Origin of the sequence: Micromonospora sp. CPCC 206171, from assembly GCF_036906755.1 — a bacterium.
GTDB classification, from domain to species: Bacteria; Actinomycetota; Actinomycetes; order Mycobacteriales; family Micromonosporaceae; genus Micromonospora; species Micromonospora purpureochromogenes.
In genome coordinates, this window is the sequence record NZ_JBAKHT010000001.1 from 251,720 (window position 1) to 274,221 (window position 22,502).

The window sequence follows — 22,502 nt, forward strand, 5'->3', positions numbered from 1 at the left end:
CGCTAAGCCAATGCTCCGGGTCAGCGCTCCGGGCCGAGGTGGGTGCGCTCGCCGTCGTGGTCGAGGATGCACAGCACCTCGGCCGGTCCGCGGTCCGCGCCGAACGCGTGCGGCACCATCGTGGAGAACTCGGCGGCCTCGCCCGCCTCGACCCGGATGGTCCGCTCGCCGAGTTGCAACACCACGGTCCCGGAGAGCACGGTGAACCAGTCGCGCCCCGGGTGCACCCGCAGATCCGCCGGGATCGGCCGGGTGATCCGCAGCTTGGCGACCGTCATCCGGGGCGCGGCGTCGCCCTGGGACAGCAGCCACGTGGTGATGCCCCGCTCCGGCTCGTGGTGTGGCCGGATCACCACGTCGTCGTCCCCGCCCGCCTCGACCAACTGGTCCAGCGTGATGCCCAGCGCCCGGGCGATCGGGGTGAGCTGGTCGAGCGCGATGCGCCGGTGGCCGGTCTCGATTCGGCTCAGCGTGGACGGGCTCAGATAGCTGCGCGCCGCCAGCTCGTCCAGCGACCACCCGCGGGCCGTCCGCAATCCACGGATGCGCTGCCGGACGAGGGCGTCCAGATCTCCGTCTTGCTTCATACGCAAGACCTTATGCCATCGGCGCATGACCGGCGTACGGTCGGCGCATGGCACACACGCACCTGGGCGAGATGCTCGAACTCGACGCCGCCGTCCTGCACGACTATTACGCGGAACTGATCGGCTGGATCGGCGCACAGCTGCCGGACCGGCCGCACATCGTCGACCTCGGCGCGGGCACAGGCGTCGGCAGCCGATCGCTGGCCCGCCACCTGCCCGCCGCCCGGATCACCGCCGTCGACGTCGACGAGGAGATGCTCGCGCACCTGCGGCACAAGGCGGACGAGGAGGGCCTGGGGGACCGGATCCGGACCGTACGCGCGGATCTGGACCAGCCCTGGCCGCAGCTCGAGCCGGCCGACCTGATCTGGGCATCCGCGTCCCTGCACCACATCGGTGACCCGGACACGGCGCTGGCCCGGGCGTACGAGCTGACCCGCCCCGGCGGCCTGTTCGCCGTGGTCGAACTCGACTCGTTCCCGCGCTTCCTGGACGACCCGGCCGGCGCCGCGCTGGAGGAGCGGTGCCAGGCCCTGCTCGCCGCCAAGCGCCTCGAACACGGCCTGCACATGGGCGAGGCGTGGGGCGAGCGGCTGGCCGGCGCGGGCTACACCGTCGAGGCGGAGCGCCACTTCGACCTCGTCCTGCGGCCGCCGCTGCCCGCCGCGACCGGCCGCTACGCGGAGATCTCGCTGGGCCGCACCCGCCACGGCCTGGAGGACCGCCTCCCGGCCGAGGACCTGGCCGCCCTGGAGCAGCTGGCCGCCGACCTTCCGCACCGCACCGACTTCACGGTGCGCGCGGAGCGTACGGTCTGGCTGGCCCGTCGCCCCACCTAGCTAGGCCGCCTACCGGGCGGTCTGATCGTTGCCTGGGGGTCAAGGAGTCCCTGACCCCCGTACGACCCCGACGGCAATGCAAAGCGGCACGGGGAGCAAGACCAGCACGGGGCTCCGCAGCAGGTCACACACGATGGCCGCCACCGAGCGAGGGTCCTCTTAATCCGCGGGTTCGGGGTTCGAGTCCCTGGCGGCGCACCAACGATCAAGGCCCTGACCTGGTGGTTCACACCGGGACGGGGCCTTTTTCGTGTCTGGCGGTGGTGGGTGGTCGCTCGGTGGGTGGTCGGGAGCCGTTGGACCGGGTCGACGCCGGTTGGACGCGGCGGGGTGTTGAGACGCCGTTCGGTGGCGGCCGGGTATGGGGTGGCCGGGTGGACGGGGTCGCGGCTGTCGGTGGTTTCCGGGTGGCCTAGCGTTGGGGGCAGGCCGATCTTGCTTGAACGCGTTATGTCGGTTTTGTGGCTTCCGTAGTCGGCTCTTCGGTTAGCGCATCGGACTGGTCCGAGCCCGTGGGACCTAGACTCCTGCTGGCACGGCAACGGGAGACCAGCCATGATCGAGAAGATTCTGCGGGCGCTCAGTGGCGCCGCGTCTGACCGCACCGGCAGCAACACTCGGACGGTCTACCACTGGCGCTGCTCGTGCGGCGCCCACTCTCGCGGCGGTTGGCTCATTGCCTTTGACGCGGAGTACGCCGCCCAGCGGCACCAGTGGTACAAGGGCGTCGGGCACCAGCTGCCGGAGGTCTACTCGACCGAAGAGGAAGTCCCGTAGGCGCTCGCTTATTTTGATCGACTTTAGAAGTGATGCGGAACGAGAGCCGGCGTTCATCGCGCTCGCTTTGGACGTCAGGGGCACACCCCGGTCTCGGAGTCGTCGTAGTAAGCGGCGTCGAGGCGGGTCAGCGGGTGGCCGAGGAGCGCCGCGACCTGCCGGGCGAGGGTGAATTTGCCACTGCCGCCGCAGTCAATGACAGCGATCCGGTTCATCTCTTCGCGGGCAGCTGGATGGGTGCGGCGTGACACGGTGGCTGACTCGATCGAGGTCAGGGGTGGCCAGCAACGGCCGATCGAGCTTCCTTGGCAAGCTGGGTTGCTGTCTCGAACGCCACCGCCCAGGGAAAAGCTTTCTGCCGCTCGTTGCCGCCGCCGGGCTGGTGCGGATCCCATCCGTCTTCGGAGCCCAGCAGGACGCGTATCCGCTCGTCGCGTAGGGCCGCCACCGCGCGTTGAAAGGGCGCCCGTGCGGCGAGGGCGGCGTTGACGAAGGGGACGATGACGGTCGGTACCTGCCGTCCGATGAGTTCGGCGACGGAGGTCATGGCGTAGTTGTCGGCCAAGCCGAGGGCGATCTTGCTGATCGAGTTGTAGGTGGCGGGCGCGACGACCAGCGCGTCGGCGGGAGGAAGCGATCGGCGAGCGCCGGGTGATGACTGGTAGCTGGACCGGATGGGACTGCCCGTTGCTGCCTCGATCGCTGTCGGATCGATGAAGTCCAGGGCGCTGGGGGTCGCGGTGACGGCCACCGTCCAGCCACGTGTGCCCGCGACCTGGGCCAGTTGGAGTACGTCGGTAGCGGGCCCGGCGCCGCAGACGACGACTTGGAGGTGACCGGCGGTCATAACCGGATCCCAGCGTCGTGGGCGAAGCCGACAGCGGCAGGGCGGACGGAGCCGTTGGCGAGCATGGCGAGGTCGCTAGCGATGCGCTGGACCGCTGGTCGGCAGCGGATCTCTTCCGGTGCTACCTCGTACGCGGTGCGCAGCGCGCTGAGGCCGTGCTCGTAGCGGCCCCACTGCGTGTAGGCGCGTGCCACGTCGACGAACAGGGACGCCTTGCGCTCGGCCAGCGTCACTTTCTCCAGCGGCACCGTGCGGGCGATCGCGATGGCTGTTCCGGCGTCGCCGAGGGTCAGCGCGATGTTGACCCGGTGCAGCAGGACGTTGGTGGCGCCGAAGCCGGTCCACCGGTCGTTGCCGTCGTAGCCGAGGCGGATTGCAGCGCGGGTTGCCTCATCGAGCATCGCGTGTGCGGTGTCCCGGTCGTCTCGGCGGGCGGCGGCGATGGCCCCTCGAAGGACGAGGGCGCCGTAGACGGCCACCGCATCAGTCGACGCGAGGCGGGTGTCCCGGTCGAGCGAGTTGGCAGCATTCCCAGCGAGGGTCACCGCTTGGGCGTCGTGGCCGTTGCCCATGAGCGCATGGGTCATGATCCGGGCGCTCGCGGCGATCGCCACCGGGTCCTGGCAAATGGCAGCGGCCCTGGTGCTTCTCTCAGCCGCTACCAGGGCCATCCCGCGATCGCCCACCTTCAGCAGGACGCTGCCAACGACGTGGTACAGGTCGGCGGCCAGGACCTCGAACCGTGGCCGCTGATCGCCCTCCGCGCCGGACTTCACCGGTTCGAGGGACGGCAGCAGCGTCACAAGCCGGTCGAGTACGCGCTCGTACCGACAGGCCTGATAGTCGACCTTGGTGGAGGCGACGAACCGGGAGAACTGGGGGAAGGAGAGAGCCGCACCGTCCGAGCGCGCGGGCGAGAAGAACGCGTCGATCAGCGGAGCGACGTTGGGCGCGGCAGCAACGCCGATCGCCGCCCCGCGTAGAAGGTCTCTCCGTCTCACGTCACCCCCCGAGCCTGAGCCCGAGTCGCCGTCTCCGTCATCGCCAGTATCCGCATGCGCGCCGGCATCCGGCCGCGCAGCACCCACAGCTGCACCGCTGGTGCCAACCGCACGCAGCGCCTCGAAGCGTTCCCGTACCTCGGGTGTGGCTCGGGCCAGCACGGTGTCCAGCGCGGCTTGCATGTCCGCGCGGGGGAGCACCTTATCGCCCTGGCTGCTCCACTTGGCCACGGTCCGCCGCGCCGCGCCGAGGTGCTCGGCGAAGGCGGTCACGCTCATCCGCAACGCATTCCGGAGCGCGTTCGCGTCCTGGCCGGTCCAGGTCGTCACCGGAGCCATCGCACGTCCTTCCGGAACGGACAGTCATCGGTGGAGGTGATGGTAGCCGCACATGGGGTGACTGCAGGTGCACTGCGGGTGCACCGGCGAGACATTCCGTTTGTGCACCGCCAAAAGCCAACCTGGATGTGCCGACGCGCCGATCCCCAGGGGTGCGCCGGTGGGCCAGCGGCAACCTCACGGCAGGGAGATCCAGATGGACGTGCCGATCGGCGACAGGTCGGACCGCGACCCGACGCACCGGCAAGTGCTCGCGTTGGGCACTCCGCCGACCGCACGGGTGACTCCCCGTTCGCGTACCGCCAGCAGGGCTGCGTGGGCGGGTGGCCGGCGGTCTGCTCCCAGCTGCCGGCCGACTGCGGTGGGCTTGTCGGCATGTCGGCAAGCCCACCGCGCACAGAGGCCAGCGCCGGCCGAGGGCCGGCCATGACGGTGTATGTGTCGCGGTATGCCGCGACCGGCGAGCTGATGCCAGGCCGCGCAGCGGGGGTCCCGGCGTTGACGCGGCCGGGCTCGGCCGATCCGCCGCTGCTGACGCACGTCTGGCGGATCGTGTTCGAGCGGCAGGCGCGGGAGGGCGGGCGCCGATGAGCGGGGACGGCGTGTCTGCCGCTGCGGCCGACCCGAAGGTGTCGTCGGAGCATCTGCCGCTGCGTCCGCTCTGGCTGTGCCGGGCATGCGGGCAGCCCTGGCCCTGTGGACGGGCCAAGCTCGCCCTGTTGACCAGCTATCAGGACAGCCGGCTCAACCTGCTGCTCTACCTGTCCGGCCGCCTGCACGAGGCCATCGACGACCTGCACCGACTCAACGCGAGCACCACCGGCGACGTCCGGGACCTGTTCGACCGGTTCCTCGGCTGGCCGGCCCGGCACCGCAGCCGCCGCCCGTCCACCGCCGAACCGCAGACACCGGAGGAGACATGACCGTCCGGGACATCGGGATCATCGCCGCGACGGGACGGCCGGCCATCGCCGGGACCTTCCACACCCTGGTCCTGCAGCCCACCAGCTTCTGCAACCTGGACTGCAGCTACTGCTACCTGCCCGACCGGCGCTCGCGCCAGCTCATGTCCGTCTCCGTTGCGACCGCGTGCGCCCGGTCGATCGAGCAGCAGGGCAGCGTTCATCCGGTGAGCGTGGTGTGGCACGGCGGCGAGCCCACCGCCACACCGATCGACATCATCCGTGAGCTGCTCGCTCCCTTCGAGGAGCTACGACGGGCTGGAAGGGTGCGCTACGAGATCCAAACCAACGCGACGCTCATCCACGAGCGGTGGTGCGATCTGTTCGCCGCCTACGACTTTGAGATCGGCGTCAGCATCGACGGGCCCGGCATGCTCAACCGGAACCGGCTCGACCGGGCTGGAAATGCGACGACGGCCCGGACGATCCGTGGCACGCGTGTATTGGCCGAGGCTGGCCTGCCGTACTCAGTGATCTGCGTCGTCACACCCGAAACCATCGACCACGCCAACGACCTCGTCGAGTTCTTCACCGCCCTGCCGGGCTGCGAGTCGGTGGGCTTCAACATCGAGGAGCAGGAAGGCGCCGCCCGCACGCCGGTGCCGGAGGAAGCCGCGTACCGGTTCTGGAGCCGACTCGTCCGGCACCGGCTCGCCGGCAGTCCGCTCCGGATCCGCGACCTGGATCGCTTGGCCGACTACCTCGGCGCCACCCGCGCCGGCCTCACCGACCACGGCCCGTACGAACCGATCCCCACAGTCGCCCACGACGGCCAGGTGGTCTTGCTGTCACCGGAACTGCTCGGCATCCAAAGCCCGCGGTACGCCGACTTCATAGCCGGCAACGTGCTCGGTGAACCGATCGGCGACATGTTGGCCCACGCCGGCGAATTGCGATACGTCACCGAGTTCATGACGGCGCTCAACGACTGTGCGGACCGCTGCACGTTCTACGACTTCTGCCGGGGCGCCCAGGCCGGCAACCGCTACTTCGAACACGGCACCTTCACCGCCCGGGAGACCGCTTACTGCCGCACGACCCGGCAAGCCCTGATCCGCGCCGCCGCGGATCACCTCACCTCACCCCTCAAGGAGGACCGTGATGACCAACGCCCTCGCCGCGCTTCTCGACGCCTCGCCGGACCGCCTCGCCCTCCTCGGCGTCGACCCGGAGCACGCGGTAGCGTCGATCGACGCGGCCAAGTTCGACAACCGCCCCACCTGGGACAACAAGGGGAAGTTTGACAGCCGCCCCGGCTGGGACAACTGGAACAAGAAGAAGTAGCCCGCCGACCGGCGGCTCGAGTCGACGCGCGGGGTGACGTGCCCACCCCGCGCCCGAACAGGTTGGAAAGACATGCGTACGACCACCGTGGGCGACGTGACGATCCTCCTGCCCGACCTCGATTCGGAAGACCTCGACCAGGTCACCGACCTACCCGACAGCGACCTCCGCGACGGCCTCGTGGAGAACGTCTCCTGGCGAGGTCAACAGATCGCGGACCTGAGCATCCGAGGCTGCCAGATCACCGGAGCGGATCTCGGTGAGATCAACTGGGAGGGCGGCGCACTCTACGGCTGCGAGATCGTCCGGACGGATTTGTCCGGGGCGGCCCTCACCGGTGTCAGCATCGAGCGGTGCTTGGTCACCGGCTCCCGATTCACCGGGACCCGACTCATCGACGTTCGCCTGAGGGACGTCCTGTTCGACAACTGCCGGTTCGACTACGCCACCCTGAACCGCGTCAGCGCCGCCGGTTCGGTGGCCTTTTCCGACTGCACCCTCGTCCAGGGCACCTGGTCGTCCTGCCGGCTCTCCGGTGTCGCATTGCGGTCGTGCGACCTGAGCGATTTGGAACTGGACTCCTGCCGTCTCGACGGCGCCGATCTGCGGGGCAGCCGGCTGCACGCCTTCGCGGCACCACTGGACAATTTGCAGGGCGTCGCCCTCACCGAGGACCAGCTTCCCGAGCTGACCCGGATGGCCGTCGATGCCCTGAGCATCGACGTCCGCGCCGATGCGGCGCGCGGCCACGACCGCTGACGCCGCTACCGGCTGCGGCTTTGATTGAGATAGCAGCCGCGAGACCGAGCGAGTGGTCCCCGTCCGTCGCACCGTCCAACGGCTCATGAGGCCGTCTACCTGGTCGGGAGCGCGGCAGGGTGACGCCGTTGATCGTCACGCCCGCAGGAGATCTCTGCGCCGCACGTCGCCGTCCGAGTCGAAGTCGTGAATGCCGCCTTCGCCAGCATGGGGTTGCGTGTCCGTGACGGGCAGCGTCGCCGGATCCGCAAGTGCACCGCTGGTATCTGCTCTCACCAGTGCTACCGGCCATCCGGCGATCGCCGGTAGCTTCCCCACCCTGGTCATGCAGCCCCCACCAGCTTCTGCAACCTCGACGGCAGCTACCTGCTACCTGCCCGACCGCAGGTCCCGCCGCCTCATGAGCAATCCGGTCGCGCAGGCGTGCGCCGTTCCAGATCTCGGCAATGGACGGACCGCGCTCAGTCCACGGTGAGGCGGTAGCCCCGGCCGATGTCGGTGGCCACGAGCCAGCCGTAATCTCCGAGCTCCGCCCGCAGGCGCCATACGGCCTGGTCGGCCCCGAAGCTTCCGGCGCGGTGAGGCATGGGTACGGACCGTTCGATGGTGCTGCGGGAGAGCGTGCGACCCGGGTAGTCGGCGAGGGAGCGCATGACTGTCGCCGGCCGCGACCCGAGCCGGATAGTCGTACCGTTGACCAGCACGGCATTGCCCTGCACGGTAAAGCGATGACCGCGGGCCCGGAACTGCCGGCGGCGCGCCACCAGGACCTCCACGAGGTGCCGGGCGAGTTCGTCGGGGCTGCCGTCGGCCGCCCAGGAGACCGGTATGTCCCGGGAGCGGAAGAACGAGGCCGACTCCGCGTGGGCGGTCGCGACCGCGACGTCCGTCGCCAGCGCACGCAGCAGCAGGTACCCGCGACCGGTCCGGGTCGTGAAGTCGACCAGCGCGCTCGCTCCGGCGACGGTGGCGAACGTGACGGCGTGCACCTCGCGCTGGATGACCATCTGCGCGAGCCGGTTCAGCGGCGCCAGGCCGACTGGTCGAGCCGAGCCACGGGTCGGCACGACCATCACCTCGATGCCGTGCGTGCGGAGTCTGTCGATTGATCGCGCCGGCAGCGCGTCGTCGGCCGTCACCGCGACCCGGCGGCTCACCGGATCGCGGCCGAGCAGCCAGGTCACTGCCTCGCCGAGGTCGCCGGTCGACGACATCCAGTCGTGGGTGAAGCCGGTCTCCACCAGCGAGGCGCTGACCGACTCGTTCATCGACAGGATGCTCGCGGAGCTGAGCCCGGACCGGAGCGGATCCGCAAGTCCCCATGCTGCCGCCGCGGACAGCCACCGTGTCCATCCCGCCGCGGTGGTGGCGAGGACATGATCGACCGGAGCCTGGATGAGCCGCCGGGTGGCGATGCGCAATCTCGCGTCCCGGTAGCCGGGCACGGTACGCAACACCGGTAGGTCAACGATCACCGCCCCGTGTTGACGTAGCAGCGCCGCGACATGTTGCAGGCCGTTGTCGGTAACGACCACCGTATATCCTGTCAACGTCGGGCCAGCTCCGTTCGACGTCATGCGGGGAGTCTGGGGGCGGTGCGTTTCTGGTACGTTGCCGGCCGTACAGCAAGTGGTGAGCCGCTTCTCCCATCGAAGCTCTTCGTGGCATGATGTCTCCGACACATCCGCTCGTCGGATTCATTAACCGCGGCGCAACAAATGCCTTGTGCACCTTGCCTCACGCGGAGTTGATGGCTCGGCAATGCCCATGATTTGCGGCGACCCTACGGTCTCGGGCCATGACCACCTCCCTGAACCGCCGCGGCTTTCTTCGCCTCACCGGATCTGCTGCCGCCGTGGCGGCTGCCGGTAGCATCCTGACCGCGTGCGCTGTCGACGAAAACCCCAAGCCCGCCGGCGCTGGCGGTAAGAACCTGCGCAAGGTCAAACTCGGATTCATCGCGCTCACCGACTGCGCGCCATTGATCGCGGCCAAGCAACTCGGCTACTTCGCCGAGCGCGGCCTGGACGTCGAACTGATCAAGCAGGCGTCGTGGCCGGCGACCCGGGACAACCTTCTGAGCGGCGAGATCGACGGCGGGCACGTCCTGTTCAGCATGCCGCTGTCGGTCGCGATGGGCATCGGCGGAAAGGCCGGCACGACCGACCTCAAGATCGCCATGGTGCTGAACAACAACGGCCAGGCCATCACGCTGAAGAAGGCGTACGCCGGTGCCGGTTACGGTGACCTCGGTGCGGCGAAGGAGCTCCTCGAGAAGGAGAAGCCCAAGCTGGCCATGACCTTCCCGGGCGGCACCCACGACACGTGGCTGCGCTACTGGCTCAAGGCCACCAAGGCCGACACCTCCAACATCCAGGTCTCGGCCGTTCCGCCACCGCAGATGGTGTCCAACATGGCCGCCAACAACCAGGACGGGTACTGCGTGGGCGAGCCGTGGGGTGCGGTGGCGGTCCAGAAGGACATCGGGTTCACCCACCTCACCACTCAGGACATCTGGCAGCACCACCCGGAGAAGGCGCTGGTGGTGGGTGCCAAGCTCACCAATGACCAGGACACGCTGGCCGACATCATGAAGGCCACGCTCAAGGCCGCCAGGTGGCTGGACGACCTTGCCAACCGCGACAAGCTGGCCGACATGCTGGCGCCGGTGGGCTACGTCAACGCGCCGGCCGCCAACATCAAGGGCCGGCTGCTCGGCCAGTACGACCTCGGCGCCGGCCTCGGCACCAAGACCTACACCGGCGATCAGATGATGTTCTTCCGGGACGGCGAGACGTCGTTGCCACGACGCTCCCATGTGTACTGGTTCCTTGCCCAGTACCAGCGCTTCGGCCTCGTCAAGGAAACTCCGGACTACGCCAAGCTCGCCGACGAACTCATCCTGCACGACCTTTATGCGAAGGTCGCCGCCGCCGAGGGCATCAAGATTCCGGACGACGACATGACACCCTTCCACATCAAATTGGACAACATCATGTTCGACCCGAAGAACGTCGCGGGCGAGGCCCGGCGGCCATGACCTCGGGCGACGCAACACCGAGCGCCGTCGCGCCGGCCGCGAATGACTTGAGTAGTCCCACGCTGACGTCAGTCGCCCCGGCCGATGGGGCAGGCGAGGGAATCGGCGCGCCGGCGACGCCAGCCGCCGGAAACGGATCGCGGTCGGCGGCCCCGACCGCAGACATCGACGTTGCCGGCCACCGTGGCCCGGTGACACCCTCCTGGTTGACTGCGTGGGGCAGTCGACTGGCCAGCTTCGTGGTGGCCGCCCTCTGGGCCGTGGTCGGTCTCGCGGTGTTCGTGGCGCTGTGGCAGTTCGCGACCCTTGGCTCAACCGCGGTGCCGGGTCCGCTCGACAGCGCCCGGACCCTCGGCGACCTGCTCAGCCGACCGTTCTTCAACACCACCAACGACAAGGGCATCGGTCTGCACCTGTACGTCTCGCTCAGGCGGGTGTTCCTGGGATTCGGTCTGGCCGCGCTGGTCGGCATCGCGCTCGGGCTGATCATGGGCGCGGTCCGACCCGTCTGGTCCGCGCTCAACCCGCTCGTGCAGGTGCTCCGTCCGGTGTCGCCACTGGCCTGGTTCCCGATCTGGCTCTACATCATCGAGGAACCGGCACAGTCGGCGATCATCGTCATCTTCATCACCGCGCTGTGGCCCACTCTGATCAACACCGCGGCGGGTGCCGGTTCCATCCCCCGCGACCAGCGCAACGTGGCACTGGTCTTCAAGTTCCGACCGCTGGCGTACCTGTGGCACGTGCTGATACCCAACGCGCTGCCGTCCATCATCACCGGCCTGCGGCTGTCCATGGGCATCGGCTGGATGGTCATCGTCGCGGTCGAGATGCTCCAGGGAAACTCCGGCATCGGTTACTTCGTCTGGAACTCGTACAACGCCCTGGAACTCGACAAGGTGGTTGCGGCCATCGTGCTCATCGGTGTGGTCGGGCTCGTCCTCGACACGATCCTGCTCATGCTCTCCCGGTGGGTCACTCCTGAGGAGGTACACGGATGACCATCGCCATCAACGGCGTCCGCAAATCGTTTCGGCGCCGGGGGCACGCGCCCCAGGAGGTGCTGCGCGGCGTCGACCTGACCATCGACACCGGCGAGTTCGTCTCCTTCATCGGGCACTCCGGCTGCGGAAAGTCGACCCTGCTCAACATCGTCGGCGGGCTGGTCACGGCGGACAGCGGCACGGTGCGGATCGACGGCCAGCCGGTCACCGGGCCGGGGCCCGACCGCGCGATGGTGTTCCAGAACTACTCGCTGCTGCCGTGGCTGAGCCTGCGGCAGAACGTCCGGGTCGCGGTGCAGGAGTCCCGCCCGGACTGGAAGCGGGCCCGGGTCGACGAGATGGTCGAGCGGTACCTGACCGCGGTATCGCTGTGGGAGCACCGCAACAAGCGGCCGGGGCAGGTCTCCGGCGGCATGGCCCAGCGTGCGGCGGTGGCCCGGGCCTTCGCGGTCGCGCCCCGAACACTGTTGCTCGACGAGCCGTTCGGCGCCCTGGACGCGCTGACCCGCTCCCGGCTGCAGCAGCAACTCGTCGACCTGTGGGACAGCGAGTCGGAGACCGAGACCGTGTTGATGGTGACGCACGGTCTGGACGAGGCGATCCTGCTCGCCGACCGGATCGTGGTGATGGCCAACCTGCCCTACCCGTCGGTGCGCACCACCATCGACGTACCGATCCCCCGGCCACGCAACCGTACGACGGTCGTGCACCACCCCGCGTACGACGGCATCCAGAAGCAACTCGTGGATCTCCTCATCGCGGACGACGACGTGGAGCTTGCCGAGGCTGCGGCGGCCTGAGCGCAACCGACGACACCCCCCGCCGGATCTTGGAGGCTTGCGGGAACACTCCGTGAGAATCCAAGGTCCGGCGAGGTGCGGCCGGGTTGTATACCGCCACGAGGCAGGCCCGCCGCGCGGTGCCTCCGCTACGGCGTTTCCAACGCACGGCGTCAGGCCTCTTCAACGGCGTTCCAGAAGAGCTGTCTGGGGTGCTCCCCGGGTGCTCGCCGCCCGCCATGGACGAATGTGCGGCTGACGGGAGTAGCTGGACACGATCGTCGCACGACCTGGGACTGATTCTCAGCGCGTGAACTGATCATGCGGAAAGACGGAGGGTGAGGGGATGGCAGAAGCCTGTTTGTGGCTTCAGAGATCAACTAGGGACTGTCCGTCATGTGCGTGTCCACCCCGCGCCCGCGCAGGTTGAGGACACGTGCGCACCACGACAGTCGGCGACGTGAGGATCCTGCTGCCGGACCTCGATCCGGACGACCTCGACAGGGTGACCGAGCTGGCCGATGGGCTCACCGAGGCTTTCGTCGAGGGCGCATCGTGGCGCGGTGTGCAGCTGGAGGACTGCCGCATCCGGGGCAGCCGGATCGCCGGCGGCGATCTCAGCGAGAGCACCTGGGAAGCCGGCAGCCGCTACGGCTGCGAGATCACCCGCACCGACTTCTCCGGGGCGGCCCTGGTCGGGATGACGAGCTGGGCTCCTGCCAACTCGACGGGGCTGACCTGCGCGGCAGCCACCTCCACGGACTCCAGCCGCCACTGGACAACCTGTCCGGCGTCACCCTCGCCGAGGGCCAACTTCCCGACCTCACCCAGCTGGCCGTGACGCCCTGGGACTGACCGTGCGCAACGATTGACTTCGGGGAGCACCGTGGCCGTTGACGTCGTCCCGACCGGCAGCCCGGACACGATCCTCGGAGGCCACCACGCTGGAGGAAGCCGTCGAGGCCGTTGCGCGCAGCCGCCGTACTGTTCCAGACGATGAGGCGCGTCGGTCCCGACAGCCGCTGTTCGTCAAGGCAACGGCGGCCTGTCAGGCTCGTGGCATCACACCTGCTCGACGAGCCAGTCCCGGATGACCGTGAAGTCGCGTTCGGTCAGGCCGCGCCGGGGGTCGACCCGATGGAGCAGCGCCGGGCCGTGGTGTTGGGCGGACACCCAGACGCGATCGGCAGGCGAGATCTCGTCGTCGACCCACACGAAGGGGCGCCCTTGCGCCCACTCGACCAGGCCACGGGTCTTCCAGTGCAGGGCGCCCTCCTCGTCTGAGTCGGCCCGGTCCACCACCGGCAGGGCCGGCAGTCCGAGCAGCGGAGCCAGTACGTCGTTCGCGTCGCTCATCCACGTCGTCGCCCACACGAGCTCACACGGCAGGGCGGACAGCAGGCGGCCGCGTTCCGGCTCGACCCTGTGCAGCAACGGATGGGCGTCATCCGGCCGAACCTGTGCACGGGTGTGGTTGGGCGGCATGTCCGGCGGTGCCGCCGGTGGCGTTCCGAACGGGATGAGGGTGCCGTCCACGTCAAGGAACAGCAGCGGACGCGAGGCGGACATGGCCCAGAGGTTAGCCCTCGTCCGGTGCCGGGGAACGTCCGCCCGCTGCGTGTTCTGGGCTCTGGCAACGTCGGCCGCGGACGCTGTATCGGTGGCGGTTGAGGGCGGGTTCCGGCCGCAGCGCGCCGACGGCGGGCGTCATGTGGGCCCGTCGTTTCCTGCTGCGCGATGACGTGTCCAGCAAGGCATGCAAAAGGGTTCATAAGCCATAGAAATGAAGCAAACGCCGCCTAGTCTCAGGGTGCCGTGCCCGGATCCATCGAGGAGTCAGCCGATGTCGCACCATCTCGACACCCCGCTCGCCGCGCAGAACGGGCAGCTCTACCTGAACGACCTGTACGTCTTCGACGGCGAGCGCGGCACGGTCTTCGTCATGGACGTCAACAGCTCGGTGACCCGCGCCGACATCAAGCGTGGCTTCCACCATGAGGCGCGGTACGAGTTCAAGATTCACTTCGATGGCGCCGATCTCGAGGAGCTCACCTACCGGGTGAGCTTCGGGGAACCGGACGCCGACGGGCGGCAGGCGGTGACGCTGCACGCTCTGACCGGTACCGAAGCCCGCAGCGACGCGGCGACCGGCGAGCTCCTCGTCCAGGGGCGGACCGGCGAGGTGGTGAGCAGCGACGTCCTGCGGCTCTGGGCCGGCCGGATCACCGATCCCTTCTACATCGACCTCGACCAGCTCGCGACCGTCAACGACGCCTTCAAGAACGGCGCCGAGCTGGACCGCTCGAAGTGGCGGCCGGAGAACGCGAAGAACAGCTTCGCCGGCACCACCGTCGAGTCGATCGTCCTCGAGGTGTCGCACGACGAGCCGATGCTGCGCGACGGGGCGCAGATCGGCGTCTGGTGCACCACGAAGCTGGCGACGGACGCGGGCGGATGGCGGCCGATCAACCGGGCCGGCCACCCCATGATGTGGCCGATCTTCTGGCCGACCGACACCGACTTCTCCGACCCCGCCAACGTCCGGCACCCCTGTGACGACCTGAAGGCGGACGGCGAGAACATCGCCTCGACCGTCGCGCGGGTGGTCGCCGCGAACGGCACCGCTGTCGATCCGAAGGCGTACGGCTGGAGCGTGGCCCGGCAGGTCTACCCCGATGTGTTGTCGTACCGGGTCGGGACGCCGGCCAACTACGGCTTCGCCGTCCGGAACGGGCGCACGATGCTGGACAACGCCCCGGAGGTGATGTTCTCCCTGGTGCTCAACACGGGGATGACCTCGGGTCTGACCGCGGACGTGACCCGGGAGGCCCGCTCCGGCACGTTCCCCTACGTGGTGCCCGCCTGACGCGGTGGTCGCTCGCCCGACAGAGTTACGGCTGCCGAGGCGCACGCCGCAGGTCGTGCGCACGGGACCGGGTCGGAGCTGCGTCAGCGCGGCGTGGCGGGCGGGCGTAGTCCGTCGAGGGCGACGCCCAGCACCCGTTCGCGCTGCTCCGGCTCGGGGAACTGGGCCATGGTGAGGCCGCTGAGCAGCCGGACCACGTCGTCGAAGCTGATGTCGGCGCGGACCGCCCCGGCGGCCTGGGCGCGGCGCATCAGCGGCTCGCCGGCGGTGTAGATCTCCGTCCGGCAACTCCGGAAGACCTCGGAGTCGCGCAGCAGTTCCTCGGCCAGGGCCCGCTTGGTGGCGACGTAGCCGACGAACCGGTGCAGCCAGGCGACGAGCGCTTCCCAGGGGGGCAGGTCGGCCAGGTCGGTCGCGGAGCGACTCAGCGCTCGGACCTCCTCGACGTAGACGGCCTCGAACAGGGCCTGCCGGGTGGGGAAGTTCCGGTAGAGGGTGCCGATGCCCACCCCGGCGCGCCGGGCCACCTCTTCCAGCGAGGCGGACGCTCCGTTCGCTGCGAAGGCCTCGCGGGCGGCCGCGATCAGCGACTCGTAGTTGCGCCGGGCGTCGGCCCGCTTCGGTCGCCGTGCGAAGACGTCGGGCGTCTGTCCCGCGCTGGCCATGACGTGCGTCACCTCACCTCGGTTGCAACCGGAGGCACCCCTCCGCTAACTTAGTGGAGGCACCCCTCCGGAACTGTCCGGAGCCATGCCTCCGCTTAGCTTACCTCCCCGGCGCCCTGTGCCGATCCCGCCGGCGGGCGACCGGTGCCGCCCCGAAGCCCTGACGAGCCCACCTGCCCGTCGTCCCCTCCGTACGCGGAATTGGAGTTTCCCGCATGACAGAGACCGTCCGTCGCGGCTCCCGCCGGCTCACCTTCCTCGTCCTGGCGGCCGGCACCGGGTTCTTCGCGATGCTCCAGTCGTTGATCACCCCGGTGCTGCCGACCATCCAGCACGACCTGCACACGTCTCAGAACACCGTCACCTGGGTGCTGACGGCCTACCTGCTCTCCGCGTCCATCTTCACGCCGATCCTGGGCCGGGTCGGCGACATGGTGGGCAAGGAACGGATGCTCGTCGTCTCCCTCGGCGCGCTCGCCCTCGGCTGCCTGCTGGCCGCCGTCGCGCCGAGCATCGGCGTGCTCATCGTCGCCCGGGTCGTCCAGGGCGTCGGTGGCGCCGTCTTCCCGCTGTCGTTCGGGATCATCCGCGACGAGTTTCCCGCCGCGCGGGTCTCCTCCGCGGTGGCCGCCATCTCGGCGATCGTCGCCGCCGGCGGTGGTCTGGGGGTCGTGCTCGCCGGCCCGATCGTCGGCGCCCTCGACTACCGGTGGCTGTTCTGGATCCCGATGGTCGTCGTCGGGCTGACCGCCGTCGCCGCCCACTTCGTCGTGCCGGAGTCCCCGGTGCGTACCCCCGGCCGGATCGACTGGCGGGCCACCCTGCTGCTGTCCGGCTGGCTGGTCGCCCTGCTGCTGCCGATCAGCAAGGGCGCCGCCTGGGGCTGGACCTCGCCTCGGGTGGTGGGCCTGCTGGCGCTCGCCGCGGTGCTGCTGTCCGGTTGGCTGGTCGCCGAGATCCGCTCCAGCAGCCCGCTGATCGACATGCGGATGATGCGTCTGCCCGGAGTCTGGACGACCAACCTGGTCGCCCTGCTCTACGGCGCGTCGATGTTCTCCGTCTACGCGTTCCTGCCGCAGTTCGTGCAGACCCCGACGGTGGCCGGTTACGGCTTCGGCGCGACCGTCACCCAGGCCGGCCTGCTGATGCTGCCCATGCTGGTCGGCATGTTCGTCGCCGGCCTGCTCGCCGGCCGGCTGGAGTCGCGCTTCAGCGCCAAGGCGCAGCTCGCCACCGGCGCGGCCTTCAACGTGCTCGCCTCGGCGATGCTGACGGTCGCGCACGACACCCGCTGGGAGATCGGGGTGGCCGGTGCCCTCGTGGGCCTCGGCATCGGGCTGGCCTTCGCCTCGATGGCCAACCTCATCGTCGGCAACGTCCCGGCCGGGCAGACCGGGGTGGCGACCGGCATGAACGCCAACATCCGCACCATCGGCGGCGCCGTCGGCGCGGCCGTGGTCAGCGGTGTGATCACCGCCCACCCGCAGGCGAACGGGCTGCCCCGGGAGGCCGGCTTCACCCTGGGCTTCCTGGTCCTCACCGGGCTGGCCCTGGCGGCCGCGGTGGCGGCGCTGGCCGTCCCGTCCGGGCGGCGCCCGTCGGCCGGCCGCAAGGCGGCCCCCGTGCCGGAGCTGGTGACGGTCCCCGCGGGCCGCTGATCCGCCCGGCGCACGCTCGGCCGCGCGCCCCCGTCCGGACCGGGGGCGCGCGGCCTCCGCGTCGGCAGGCAGGCGGGCGTTAGATCGTCAACTTGTCGTTGACGGCAGAGGCCCGTCAACCTATGGTTGACGCATGACGGAACCCATCCAGATGAGCAACCCGGTACGCCTCGACGACCTCATCCAGGCCATCAAGAAGGCCCATCCCGACGCGCTCGACCAGCTCAGCGACGCGGTCATCGCGGCCGACCACCTGGACGAGCTGGCCGACCACCTGATCGGCCACTTCGTGGACCAGGCCCGGCGCTCCGGTGCCTCGTGGACCGAGATCGGCAAGAGCATGGGGGTCAGCAAGCAGGCCGCCCAGAAGCGCTCCGCCGCGAAGGTCGACGCGGCCGCCGCCCTCGACCCGAGCGCCGGCTTCGGCCGCTTCACCCCGCGGGCCCGCAACGTCGTGATGGCCTCGCAGAACGAGGCCCGGGCCACCGGGCACGCGGAGATCCGCGCCGAGCACCTGGTGCTGGGGCTGTTGGCCGAGCCGGACGCGCTGGCCGCCAAGGCGATCGTCGACGAGGGCGTGTCGCTGGACGCCGTGCGGCAGGCGGCGACGGCGACGCTCCCGCCCCCCGCCGACCAGGTGCCCGACCTGATCCCCTACGACGCGCAGGGCAAGAAGGCCCTCGAACTGACCTTCCGGGAGGCGCTGCGCCTCGGGCACAACTACATCGGCACCGAGCACATCCTGCTCGCCCTGCTGGAGCTGGAGGACGGCTCGGGCGTGCTCTCCGGGCTGGGACTGGGCAAGGACGGTGTCGAGGAACGGATCACCGCCACCCTGGCGCTGTACCGGTGACCCTCGCGGGGGACCCGATGTCCCCCGCACCGGGGAGTTCCCGCCCGCTGGATGTCGGCAGAGTCCCAGGTGGACCGTCCCGCCGTCGCGCCCGGCCGACGCGGGGGCGCTGGCGGTCCGTCGGTGGCCGGGGCGCGGCACGGGGGGTCGCCCCGGCCATCGACGGGTACGGGGTCAGGCGACGGCGACGGGGAAGCCGTAGCGGGCGGCGTGCTCCGGGTCGGTCGGGTCGACCTGCCGGATGCCGGCGTCGGCGAGGCGCTTGTTCACCTCGTCCAGCTGCTCGCGGACCAGTCGGGCCTCCTCCTCGGTGACCCGCCCGCGGTGCGGCCGGCCGGCGTGCTCGATGGTGCCGTAGTCGATCTTTTCCGCGCTCTTGCGCGCCTTCGGCGGACGTACCCGCTCGGCGGTGCGCAGCAGTTGGGCCATCGGTACGTCGGTGGCCATCGCGTCGAACTCGCTGGCGGTCAGCACCACCCGGCGCGGCTCGCCGCCGCCGTGCCGGTCGTGGATCTCCACCACCGCCACGTCCAGCGCCGCGTCGTCGATGCTCTCCACCTCGATCGGGGTGGCGTCCAGTTGCACGGGCCCGGCCACCAGGTCAGGGTGCTCCAGCACGACGACCTTGACCACCTCGTCGTCGGCCCGCAGTACCGTGCCACTGAAGTCGGAGACGTGGATCGTCTTCTTGCCCATGCGCGGAGCTTCTCCTGTCGTAGGCCGAGTTTCGGACCACAAGACGCTACCCGACAGGTGTGCGAAAGCCCCGGCTGGACGCCCCGGGTGTGTCGCCGCTTTCTCCGGCGCGGTCAGCGGGCGGTGAGGCCCCGGCGGGAGGAGACGCCCGCGGGAAGGCTGTTGAGGTCGCCCCAGGAGAGCGCGGCGTTCACCCCGCGCCCGGTCCGCGCCTCCCGGTACGGCGGTTGGGCCGGAAATCGCCCGGCGGCCTCGGCCGCCCGCCAGATCCTCGCGGTGTCCTGCTGGTACCGGTCATTCGGCTGATTCGGCATGACCATTACCGTCCCAAAAGAAGTTGTACATGTATGGAAATGAATATGACGGTCGATCGATGTCTCCGGTTCCCGGGCACCGGCCTTGCTCGGTACGTCTACCCGGGCGGCCAGCCCGTCAACCGGCCCGCGTCGAGCGCAACGGGAGGTCGGCCCGGCCGGCACGGCGTACGGTGATCACGACGAGGTGGTCGTACCCGAGCGGGCGAGGGAGGTGTCCGGTGCTCGACCGCCGGCTCTACCTGCACCTGGTCACCTGGCTGGGCCAGTGGCCGGCCGGCCCCGGTTTGCACATCGTCGGCTCCCGCCGGCGCGGGCGACCGTCGTGGGACGGGCGGCTGCGACCGGCAATCGCCGTCCAGGCTGCCGGCAGCACCGTGCTCTCGGTGCCGCCGGAGCGGGTGGAGGCGATCCGCGCGCTGGCCCGCGGGCCGGAGGCCGAGCTGCTCGCGGCGCTGCCCGCCGCCGTCGGGCAACCGGACTGGATGCTGGCCGACGACGTCTTCCGGTGGTGCCTGGACCCGGCCCCGCTGCCCGAGGTGGGGCACTGGGTCCCGCCGACCGACCCGGCGTTCCCGCCCTGGCTGCGGCTGTTCGACCGGGAGGTGCTAATGGTCCGGGACGCCGACGGCGGCTACCTCGCCGGTGTCGGGATCAAGCGACACGACCTGCACGGACACGAGCTGGCGGTGGGGACGACGCCGGCCGCGCGCGGCCGGGGCCTGGCCCGCCGGCTGGTCGCCCAGGCCGCCCGGCGGGTGCTCGACGAGGGCGCCGTCCCGACGTACCGGCACGACCCGGCCAACGTCGCCTCGGCCCGGGTGGCGGAGGCGGCTGGCTTCCCGGACCGGGGCTGGCGATCGTACGGCGTCTATCCCCGGTGACCGGCCGCGGGTGTGGCGCCGCGCTGACCGCGCCGCGCCGTGGTGGCAGGGCGCGGACCGTGGATTCCGGGCCGAATCCACGGTCCGCAGCCTTCCCCCAGGCCCTCCCGTGTGCCGGCGTACCCGCCGACCGGTCCCGTTGATGGTGACGCTACGTACGGATCGGCCGGTGAGCAAGAGGTAACCGACCGTTTCGGCGTGTCCGGTAGTGGACTTGAGCTGCGACAAGAGTCGTCGATCGGATGGACGGTGATGGTGACGGAGCGTGCGGAGTGGGCGGGCGGCGGACCGCGACCCCGGCCCTCGCGCCGTCCGGCGGGTATCGTCGTGCCGCGACGGCGGCAGCTCGGCGAGGAGCGGGACATGCGGGTGGACAGGCGGGACGAGGACGGCGGGCGGATCGTCCTGCGGCCCGTCGGCGACCTGGACATCGCGACCGCCGCCGTGGTGCAGGACGCCCTGGACGCCGCCCTCGACCTGCCGGACACGGTGGAGCTGGTCGTGGACCTCGCCGAGGTGCCCTTCCTGGACTCGACCGGGGTCGCCGCCCTGCTGCGCGGGGCCGCCGAGGCCGTCGGTCGGGGCGCCAGCCTGCGGGTGGTCGACCCGCAGCCGGTGGTGGCCCGGGTGCTGCGGATCACCGGCGTCGACAGCCTGGTCGGGCTCGCGCCCCGGCACCGGAAGCCGCTCGACCCGGACGCCCCCGCCGCCTAGGCCCCCCGGTCCCCGTTGCCGGCGGCAGCGCCGCGACCGGGCCTCAGCCGATCAGCCCCAGCGCCTCCGCCGCCGCCCGGCCGTTGGCGTGGCTCGCTCCGTAGGTGGTGACGAAGGCGCGTACGCCGGTCGGCCGCCAGCGCCCCGGCCAGCCCATCTCGACCACGGTCACCGGGTACGCGGCGGCCAGCGCGTCGACCAGCTCGGCGCCGCCCGGCAGCCGGTGCAGGTGCCGCCCGACCAGCACGATCGGCCGGCCGTCGGCGAGCTGCCCCAGCGCGGCGGGATCGGTCTCGGTGGCGACGACGCGTACCTCCTCCAGGCCGTCCAGGTGCGGGCCCAGGCCCCACGGCACCCGCCCCTCGGCCATGGTGGCGGCGGCGTGCAGCTGCACCACCAGCGGCCGGGTCAGCCCGTCGACCTCACCCTCGACGCGGACCGCGCGGCGCGCGGCAGCGTACCCGAGGTCGGTGGGGGTGGCCGGCGGGATGCCGGCGGCCCGGGTCCAGGCGGCGAGCGCGGCGGTGCGGCCGGCCGCCTCCTCGACCCGGGCGCGGTCCAGTCGGCCGTCGCCGATCGCCGCGACGATCTCGCCGGCCACGTGCTCGACCAGCGCGGCGTCGACCTTCGCGCCGATGCAGAGCAGGTCCGCGCCGGCGGCCAGCGCGCGCACGGCGGCCGGCCCGACCCCGCCGGCGGCCAGCGCAGCGCCCTGCATCTCCAGCGCGTCGGTGATCACCGTGCCGGTGAAGCCGTACTCGCCGCGGAGCAGGTCGACCAGGACGGCCCGGCTGAACGTGGCCGGCCCGTCCCCGGTGAGCGCCGGCACCCGGATGTGGGCGGTCATCACGGCCCGGGCGCCCGCCTCGACGACCGCCGCGAACGGCGGCAGGTCGCGCTCGCGCAGCAGGGCCGGGGACACGTCCACGGTGGGCAGCTCGTGGTGCGAGTCGGCCACGGTGGCGCCGTGCCCCGGGAAGTGTTTGGCGCAGGCGGCGACCCCGACCGACTGGAGACCCGCGACGGCGGCGGCGGAGTGGGCGGCGACCCGGGCCGGGTCGGCGCCGAACGACCGGGTGCCGATCACCGGGTTCTCGTCGGCGGTGTTGACGTCGACGGTCGGGGCCAGGTTGACGGTGATGCCGAGGGCGGCCAGTTCGGCGCCGATGGCCGCGTACACCCGGCGGGTGAGCGCGGTGTCGTCGACCGCGCCGAGCGCCGCGTTGCCCGGGTACGGGCTCCCGGTGGCGTGCGCCAGCCGGGTGACGTCGCCGCCCTCCTCGTCGATGGCGATCAGCACGTCCGCCCGGCCGGCGCGCAGCGCGAGGGTGCTCGCGGCCACCTGCGCGGGATCGTGGACGTTGGTGCCGAACAGGGTGTGCCCGGCCAGCCCCTCGGCGATCAGCTCGACGGCCCACTCCGGCGGCACCGGCCCCGGGTACGCGGCGAGCAGCGTGCCCAGCGCGAGCCGGCGCAGTCCTGGATCCAGCCCCACGTGTGTTTCCCCCTTCGGTGCCGGACGGCACGAGTGTCGCACCGGGAGCGGTCGGTCGTCCGAGTTCCCGGGTACGGGGTGGCCGATACGCTACGGGCACCCGCCCGCAGGTCGATTCGGTTGGCGAAGTTTACGGAAA

General features: G+C 70.7%; 23 protein-coding genes and 3 pseudogenes. 17 read left to right on the top strand and 9 right to left on the bottom strand.

Annotation, left to right across the window (positions count from 1 at the left end; genetic code table 11):
- Window positions 1–20 precede the first annotated feature (20 nt).
- Complete coding sequence (locus V6U89_RS01075; RefSeq protein ID WP_280838571.1) at window positions 21–587, bottom strand: helix-turn-helix domain-containing protein; 567 nt, start codon at window positions 585–587, stop codon at window positions 21–23.
- Window positions 588–634: 47 nt separating this feature from the next.
- On the opposite strand from V6U89_RS01075, the gene V6U89_RS01080 reads away from it, so the two are divergent.
- Window positions 635–1,426, top strand: a complete 792-nt coding sequence (locus tag V6U89_RS01080; protein WP_334568685.1) for a class I SAM-dependent methyltransferase — start codon at window positions 635–637, stop codon at window positions 1,424–1,426.
- A 555-nt stretch (window positions 1,427–1,981) separates the two neighbouring features.
- The gene (locus tag V6U89_RS01085) at window positions 1,982–2,203 is read left to right on the top strand and encodes a hypothetical protein (RefSeq protein WP_334568686.1); all 222 of its coding nucleotides are present in this window, start codon (window positions 1,982–1,984) and stop codon (window positions 2,201–2,203) included.
- 271 nt (window positions 2,204–2,474) lie between these two features.
- On the opposite strand, the gene V6U89_RS01090 is transcribed toward V6U89_RS01085, so the two are convergent.
- A complete protein-coding gene (locus V6U89_RS01090; protein ID WP_334568687.1) occupies window positions 2,475–3,050 on the bottom strand; it encodes a flavoprotein in 576 nt (191 codons plus the stop codon).
- Window positions 3,047–4,390, bottom strand: coding sequence for a hypothetical protein (locus V6U89_RS01095; protein WP_334568688.1), 1,344 nt, complete (start codon window positions 4,388–4,390; stop codon window positions 3,047–3,049). Before V6U89_RS01095 ends, V6U89_RS01090 begins: the two co-directional genes overlap by 4 nt.
- 468 nt (window positions 4,391–4,858) lie before the next feature.
- Here V6U89_RS01095 and amcA (V6U89_RS01100) point away from each other — a divergent pair, with 468 nt between their 5' ends.
- From amcA (V6U89_RS01100) to V6U89_RS01125, 6 genes and pseudogenes are all read left to right on the top strand, one after another.
- Window positions 4,859–4,981 (top strand): multiple cyclophane-containing RiPP AmcA, encoded by a 123-nt coding sequence (gene amcA, locus V6U89_RS01100; protein WP_442933850.1) that lies wholly within the window; start codon window positions 4,859–4,861, stop codon window positions 4,979–4,981.
- The gene (locus tag V6U89_RS01105) at window positions 4,978–5,313 is read left to right on the top strand and encodes a hypothetical protein (protein WP_334568690.1); all 336 of its coding nucleotides are present in this window, start codon (window positions 4,978–4,980) and stop codon (window positions 5,311–5,313) included. The genes amcA (V6U89_RS01100) and V6U89_RS01105 overlap by 4 nt, the downstream gene beginning before the upstream one ends.
- Window positions 5,310–6,431: pseudogene (gene amcB, locus V6U89_RS01110) on the top strand (cyclophane-forming radical SAM peptide maturase AmcB); the annotation flags it as partial. The gene V6U89_RS01105 and the pseudogene amcB, both read left to right, overlap by 4 nt.
- 22 nt (window positions 6,432–6,453) lie before the next feature.
- Window positions 6,454–6,636, top strand: coding sequence for a multiple cyclophane-containing RiPP AmcA (gene amcA, locus V6U89_RS01115; protein ID WP_334568691.1), 183 nt, complete (start codon window positions 6,454–6,456; stop codon window positions 6,634–6,636).
- Between the two features lie 72 nt (window positions 6,637–6,708).
- Window positions 6,709–7,395: a pentapeptide repeat-containing protein gene (locus V6U89_RS01120; protein ID WP_334568693.1), complete on the top strand. Its 687-nt coding sequence runs from the start codon at window positions 6,709–6,711 to the stop codon at window positions 7,393–7,395.
- Window positions 7,396–7,654: 259 nt separating this feature from the next.
- Window positions 7,655–7,825 (top strand): annotated as a pseudogene (locus V6U89_RS01125) (cyclophane-forming radical SAM peptide maturase AmcB); the annotation flags it as partial.
- 31 nt (window positions 7,826–7,856) lie between these two features.
- On the opposite strand, the gene V6U89_RS01130 reads toward V6U89_RS01125, so the two are convergent.
- A complete protein-coding gene (locus V6U89_RS01130) occupies window positions 7,857–8,930 on the bottom strand; it encodes a uroporphyrinogen-III synthase (RefSeq protein ID WP_334568694.1) in 1,074 nt (357 codons plus the stop codon).
- A gap of 263 nt (window positions 8,931–9,193) precedes the next feature.
- Between V6U89_RS01130 and V6U89_RS01135 the strand changes: the two genes are divergently transcribed.
- From V6U89_RS01135 to V6U89_RS01150, 4 genes and pseudogenes are all read left to right on the top strand, one after another.
- A complete protein-coding gene (locus tag V6U89_RS01135; RefSeq protein WP_334568695.1) occupies window positions 9,194–10,435 on the top strand; it encodes a CmpA/NrtA family ABC transporter substrate-binding protein in 1,242 nt (413 codons plus the stop codon).
- On the top strand, window positions 10,432–11,436 hold the full coding sequence (gene ntrB, locus V6U89_RS01140) for a nitrate ABC transporter permease (protein WP_334568696.1): 1,005 nt from the start codon (window positions 10,432–10,434) through the stop codon (window positions 11,434–11,436). The genes V6U89_RS01135 and ntrB overlap by 4 nt, the downstream gene beginning before the upstream one ends.
- Window positions 11,433–12,239 (top strand): ABC transporter ATP-binding protein, encoded by an 807-nt coding sequence (locus V6U89_RS01145; protein WP_334568697.1) that lies wholly within the window; start codon window positions 11,433–11,435, stop codon window positions 12,237–12,239. The genes ntrB and V6U89_RS01145 overlap by 4 nt, the downstream gene beginning before the upstream one ends.
- A 415-nt stretch (window positions 12,240–12,654) precedes the next feature.
- Window positions 12,655–13,090: pseudogene (locus V6U89_RS01150) on the top strand (pentapeptide repeat-containing protein).
- Window positions 13,091–13,280: 190 nt separating this feature from the next.
- Here the strand turns inward: V6U89_RS01150 and V6U89_RS01155 are convergent.
- On the bottom strand, window positions 13,281–13,787 hold the full coding sequence (locus V6U89_RS01155; protein WP_334568698.1) for an HAD domain-containing protein: 507 nt from the start codon (window positions 13,785–13,787) through the stop codon (window positions 13,281–13,283).
- 274 nt (window positions 13,788–14,061) lie between these two features.
- On the opposite strand from V6U89_RS01155, the gene V6U89_RS01160 reads away from it, so the two are divergent.
- Window positions 14,062–15,084, top strand: coding sequence for a DUF4331 family protein (locus tag V6U89_RS01160; RefSeq protein WP_334568699.1), 1,023 nt, complete (start codon window positions 14,062–14,064; stop codon window positions 15,082–15,084).
- A gap of 83 nt (window positions 15,085–15,167) precedes the next feature.
- On the opposite strand, the gene V6U89_RS01165 is transcribed toward V6U89_RS01160, so the two are convergent.
- Complete coding sequence (locus V6U89_RS01165) at window positions 15,168–15,749, bottom strand: TetR/AcrR family transcriptional regulator (RefSeq protein WP_334568700.1); 582 nt, start codon at window positions 15,747–15,749, stop codon at window positions 15,168–15,170.
- 215 nt (window positions 15,750–15,964) lie between these two features.
- On the opposite strand from V6U89_RS01165, the gene V6U89_RS01170 reads away from it, so the two are divergent.
- Both V6U89_RS01170 and V6U89_RS01175 read left to right on the top strand, forming a co-directional pair.
- The gene (locus V6U89_RS01170) at window positions 15,965–17,407 is read left to right on the top strand and encodes an MFS transporter (protein ID WP_334568701.1); all 1,443 of its coding nucleotides are present in this window, start codon (window positions 15,965–15,967) and stop codon (window positions 17,405–17,407) included.
- 133 nt (window positions 17,408–17,540) lie between these two features.
- Window positions 17,541–18,260, top strand: a complete 720-nt coding sequence (locus V6U89_RS01175) for a Clp protease N-terminal domain-containing protein (RefSeq protein ID WP_334568702.1) — start codon at window positions 17,541–17,543, stop codon at window positions 18,258–18,260.
- A 174-nt stretch (window positions 18,261–18,434) separates the two neighbouring features.
- On the opposite strand, the gene V6U89_RS01180 is transcribed toward V6U89_RS01175, so the two are convergent.
- Together V6U89_RS01180 and V6U89_RS01185 are read right to left on the bottom strand one after the other, a co-directional pair.
- Window positions 18,435–18,956: a hypothetical protein gene (locus tag V6U89_RS01180; RefSeq protein WP_088963631.1), complete on the bottom strand. Its 522-nt coding sequence runs from the start codon at window positions 18,954–18,956 to the stop codon at window positions 18,435–18,437.
- 113 nt (window positions 18,957–19,069) lie between these two features.
- Window positions 19,070–19,270, bottom strand: a complete 201-nt coding sequence (locus V6U89_RS01185; RefSeq protein WP_154943277.1) for a DNA repair protein — start codon at window positions 19,268–19,270, stop codon at window positions 19,070–19,072.
- Between the two features lie 221 nt (window positions 19,271–19,491).
- On the opposite strand from V6U89_RS01185, the gene V6U89_RS01190 reads away from it, so the two are divergent.
- Together V6U89_RS01190 and V6U89_RS01195 are read left to right on the top strand one after the other, a co-directional pair.
- Window positions 19,492–20,154, top strand: a complete 663-nt coding sequence (locus V6U89_RS01190; RefSeq protein WP_334568703.1) for a GNAT family N-acetyltransferase — start codon at window positions 19,492–19,494, stop codon at window positions 20,152–20,154.
- Between the two features lie 327 nt (window positions 20,155–20,481).
- Entirely contained in the window at window positions 20,482–20,868 is a 387-nt protein-coding gene (locus V6U89_RS01195) for an STAS domain-containing protein (RefSeq protein WP_334568704.1), read from the top strand.
- 43 nt (window positions 20,869–20,911) lie between these two features.
- Here the strand turns inward: V6U89_RS01195 and V6U89_RS01200 are convergent, their stop codons facing one another.
- The gene (locus tag V6U89_RS01200) at window positions 20,912–22,363 is read right to left on the bottom strand and encodes a glycoside hydrolase family 3 protein (protein ID WP_334568705.1); all 1,452 of its coding nucleotides are present in this window, start codon (window positions 22,361–22,363) and stop codon (window positions 20,912–20,914) included.
- Window positions 22,364–22,502: the final 139 nt, after the last annotated feature.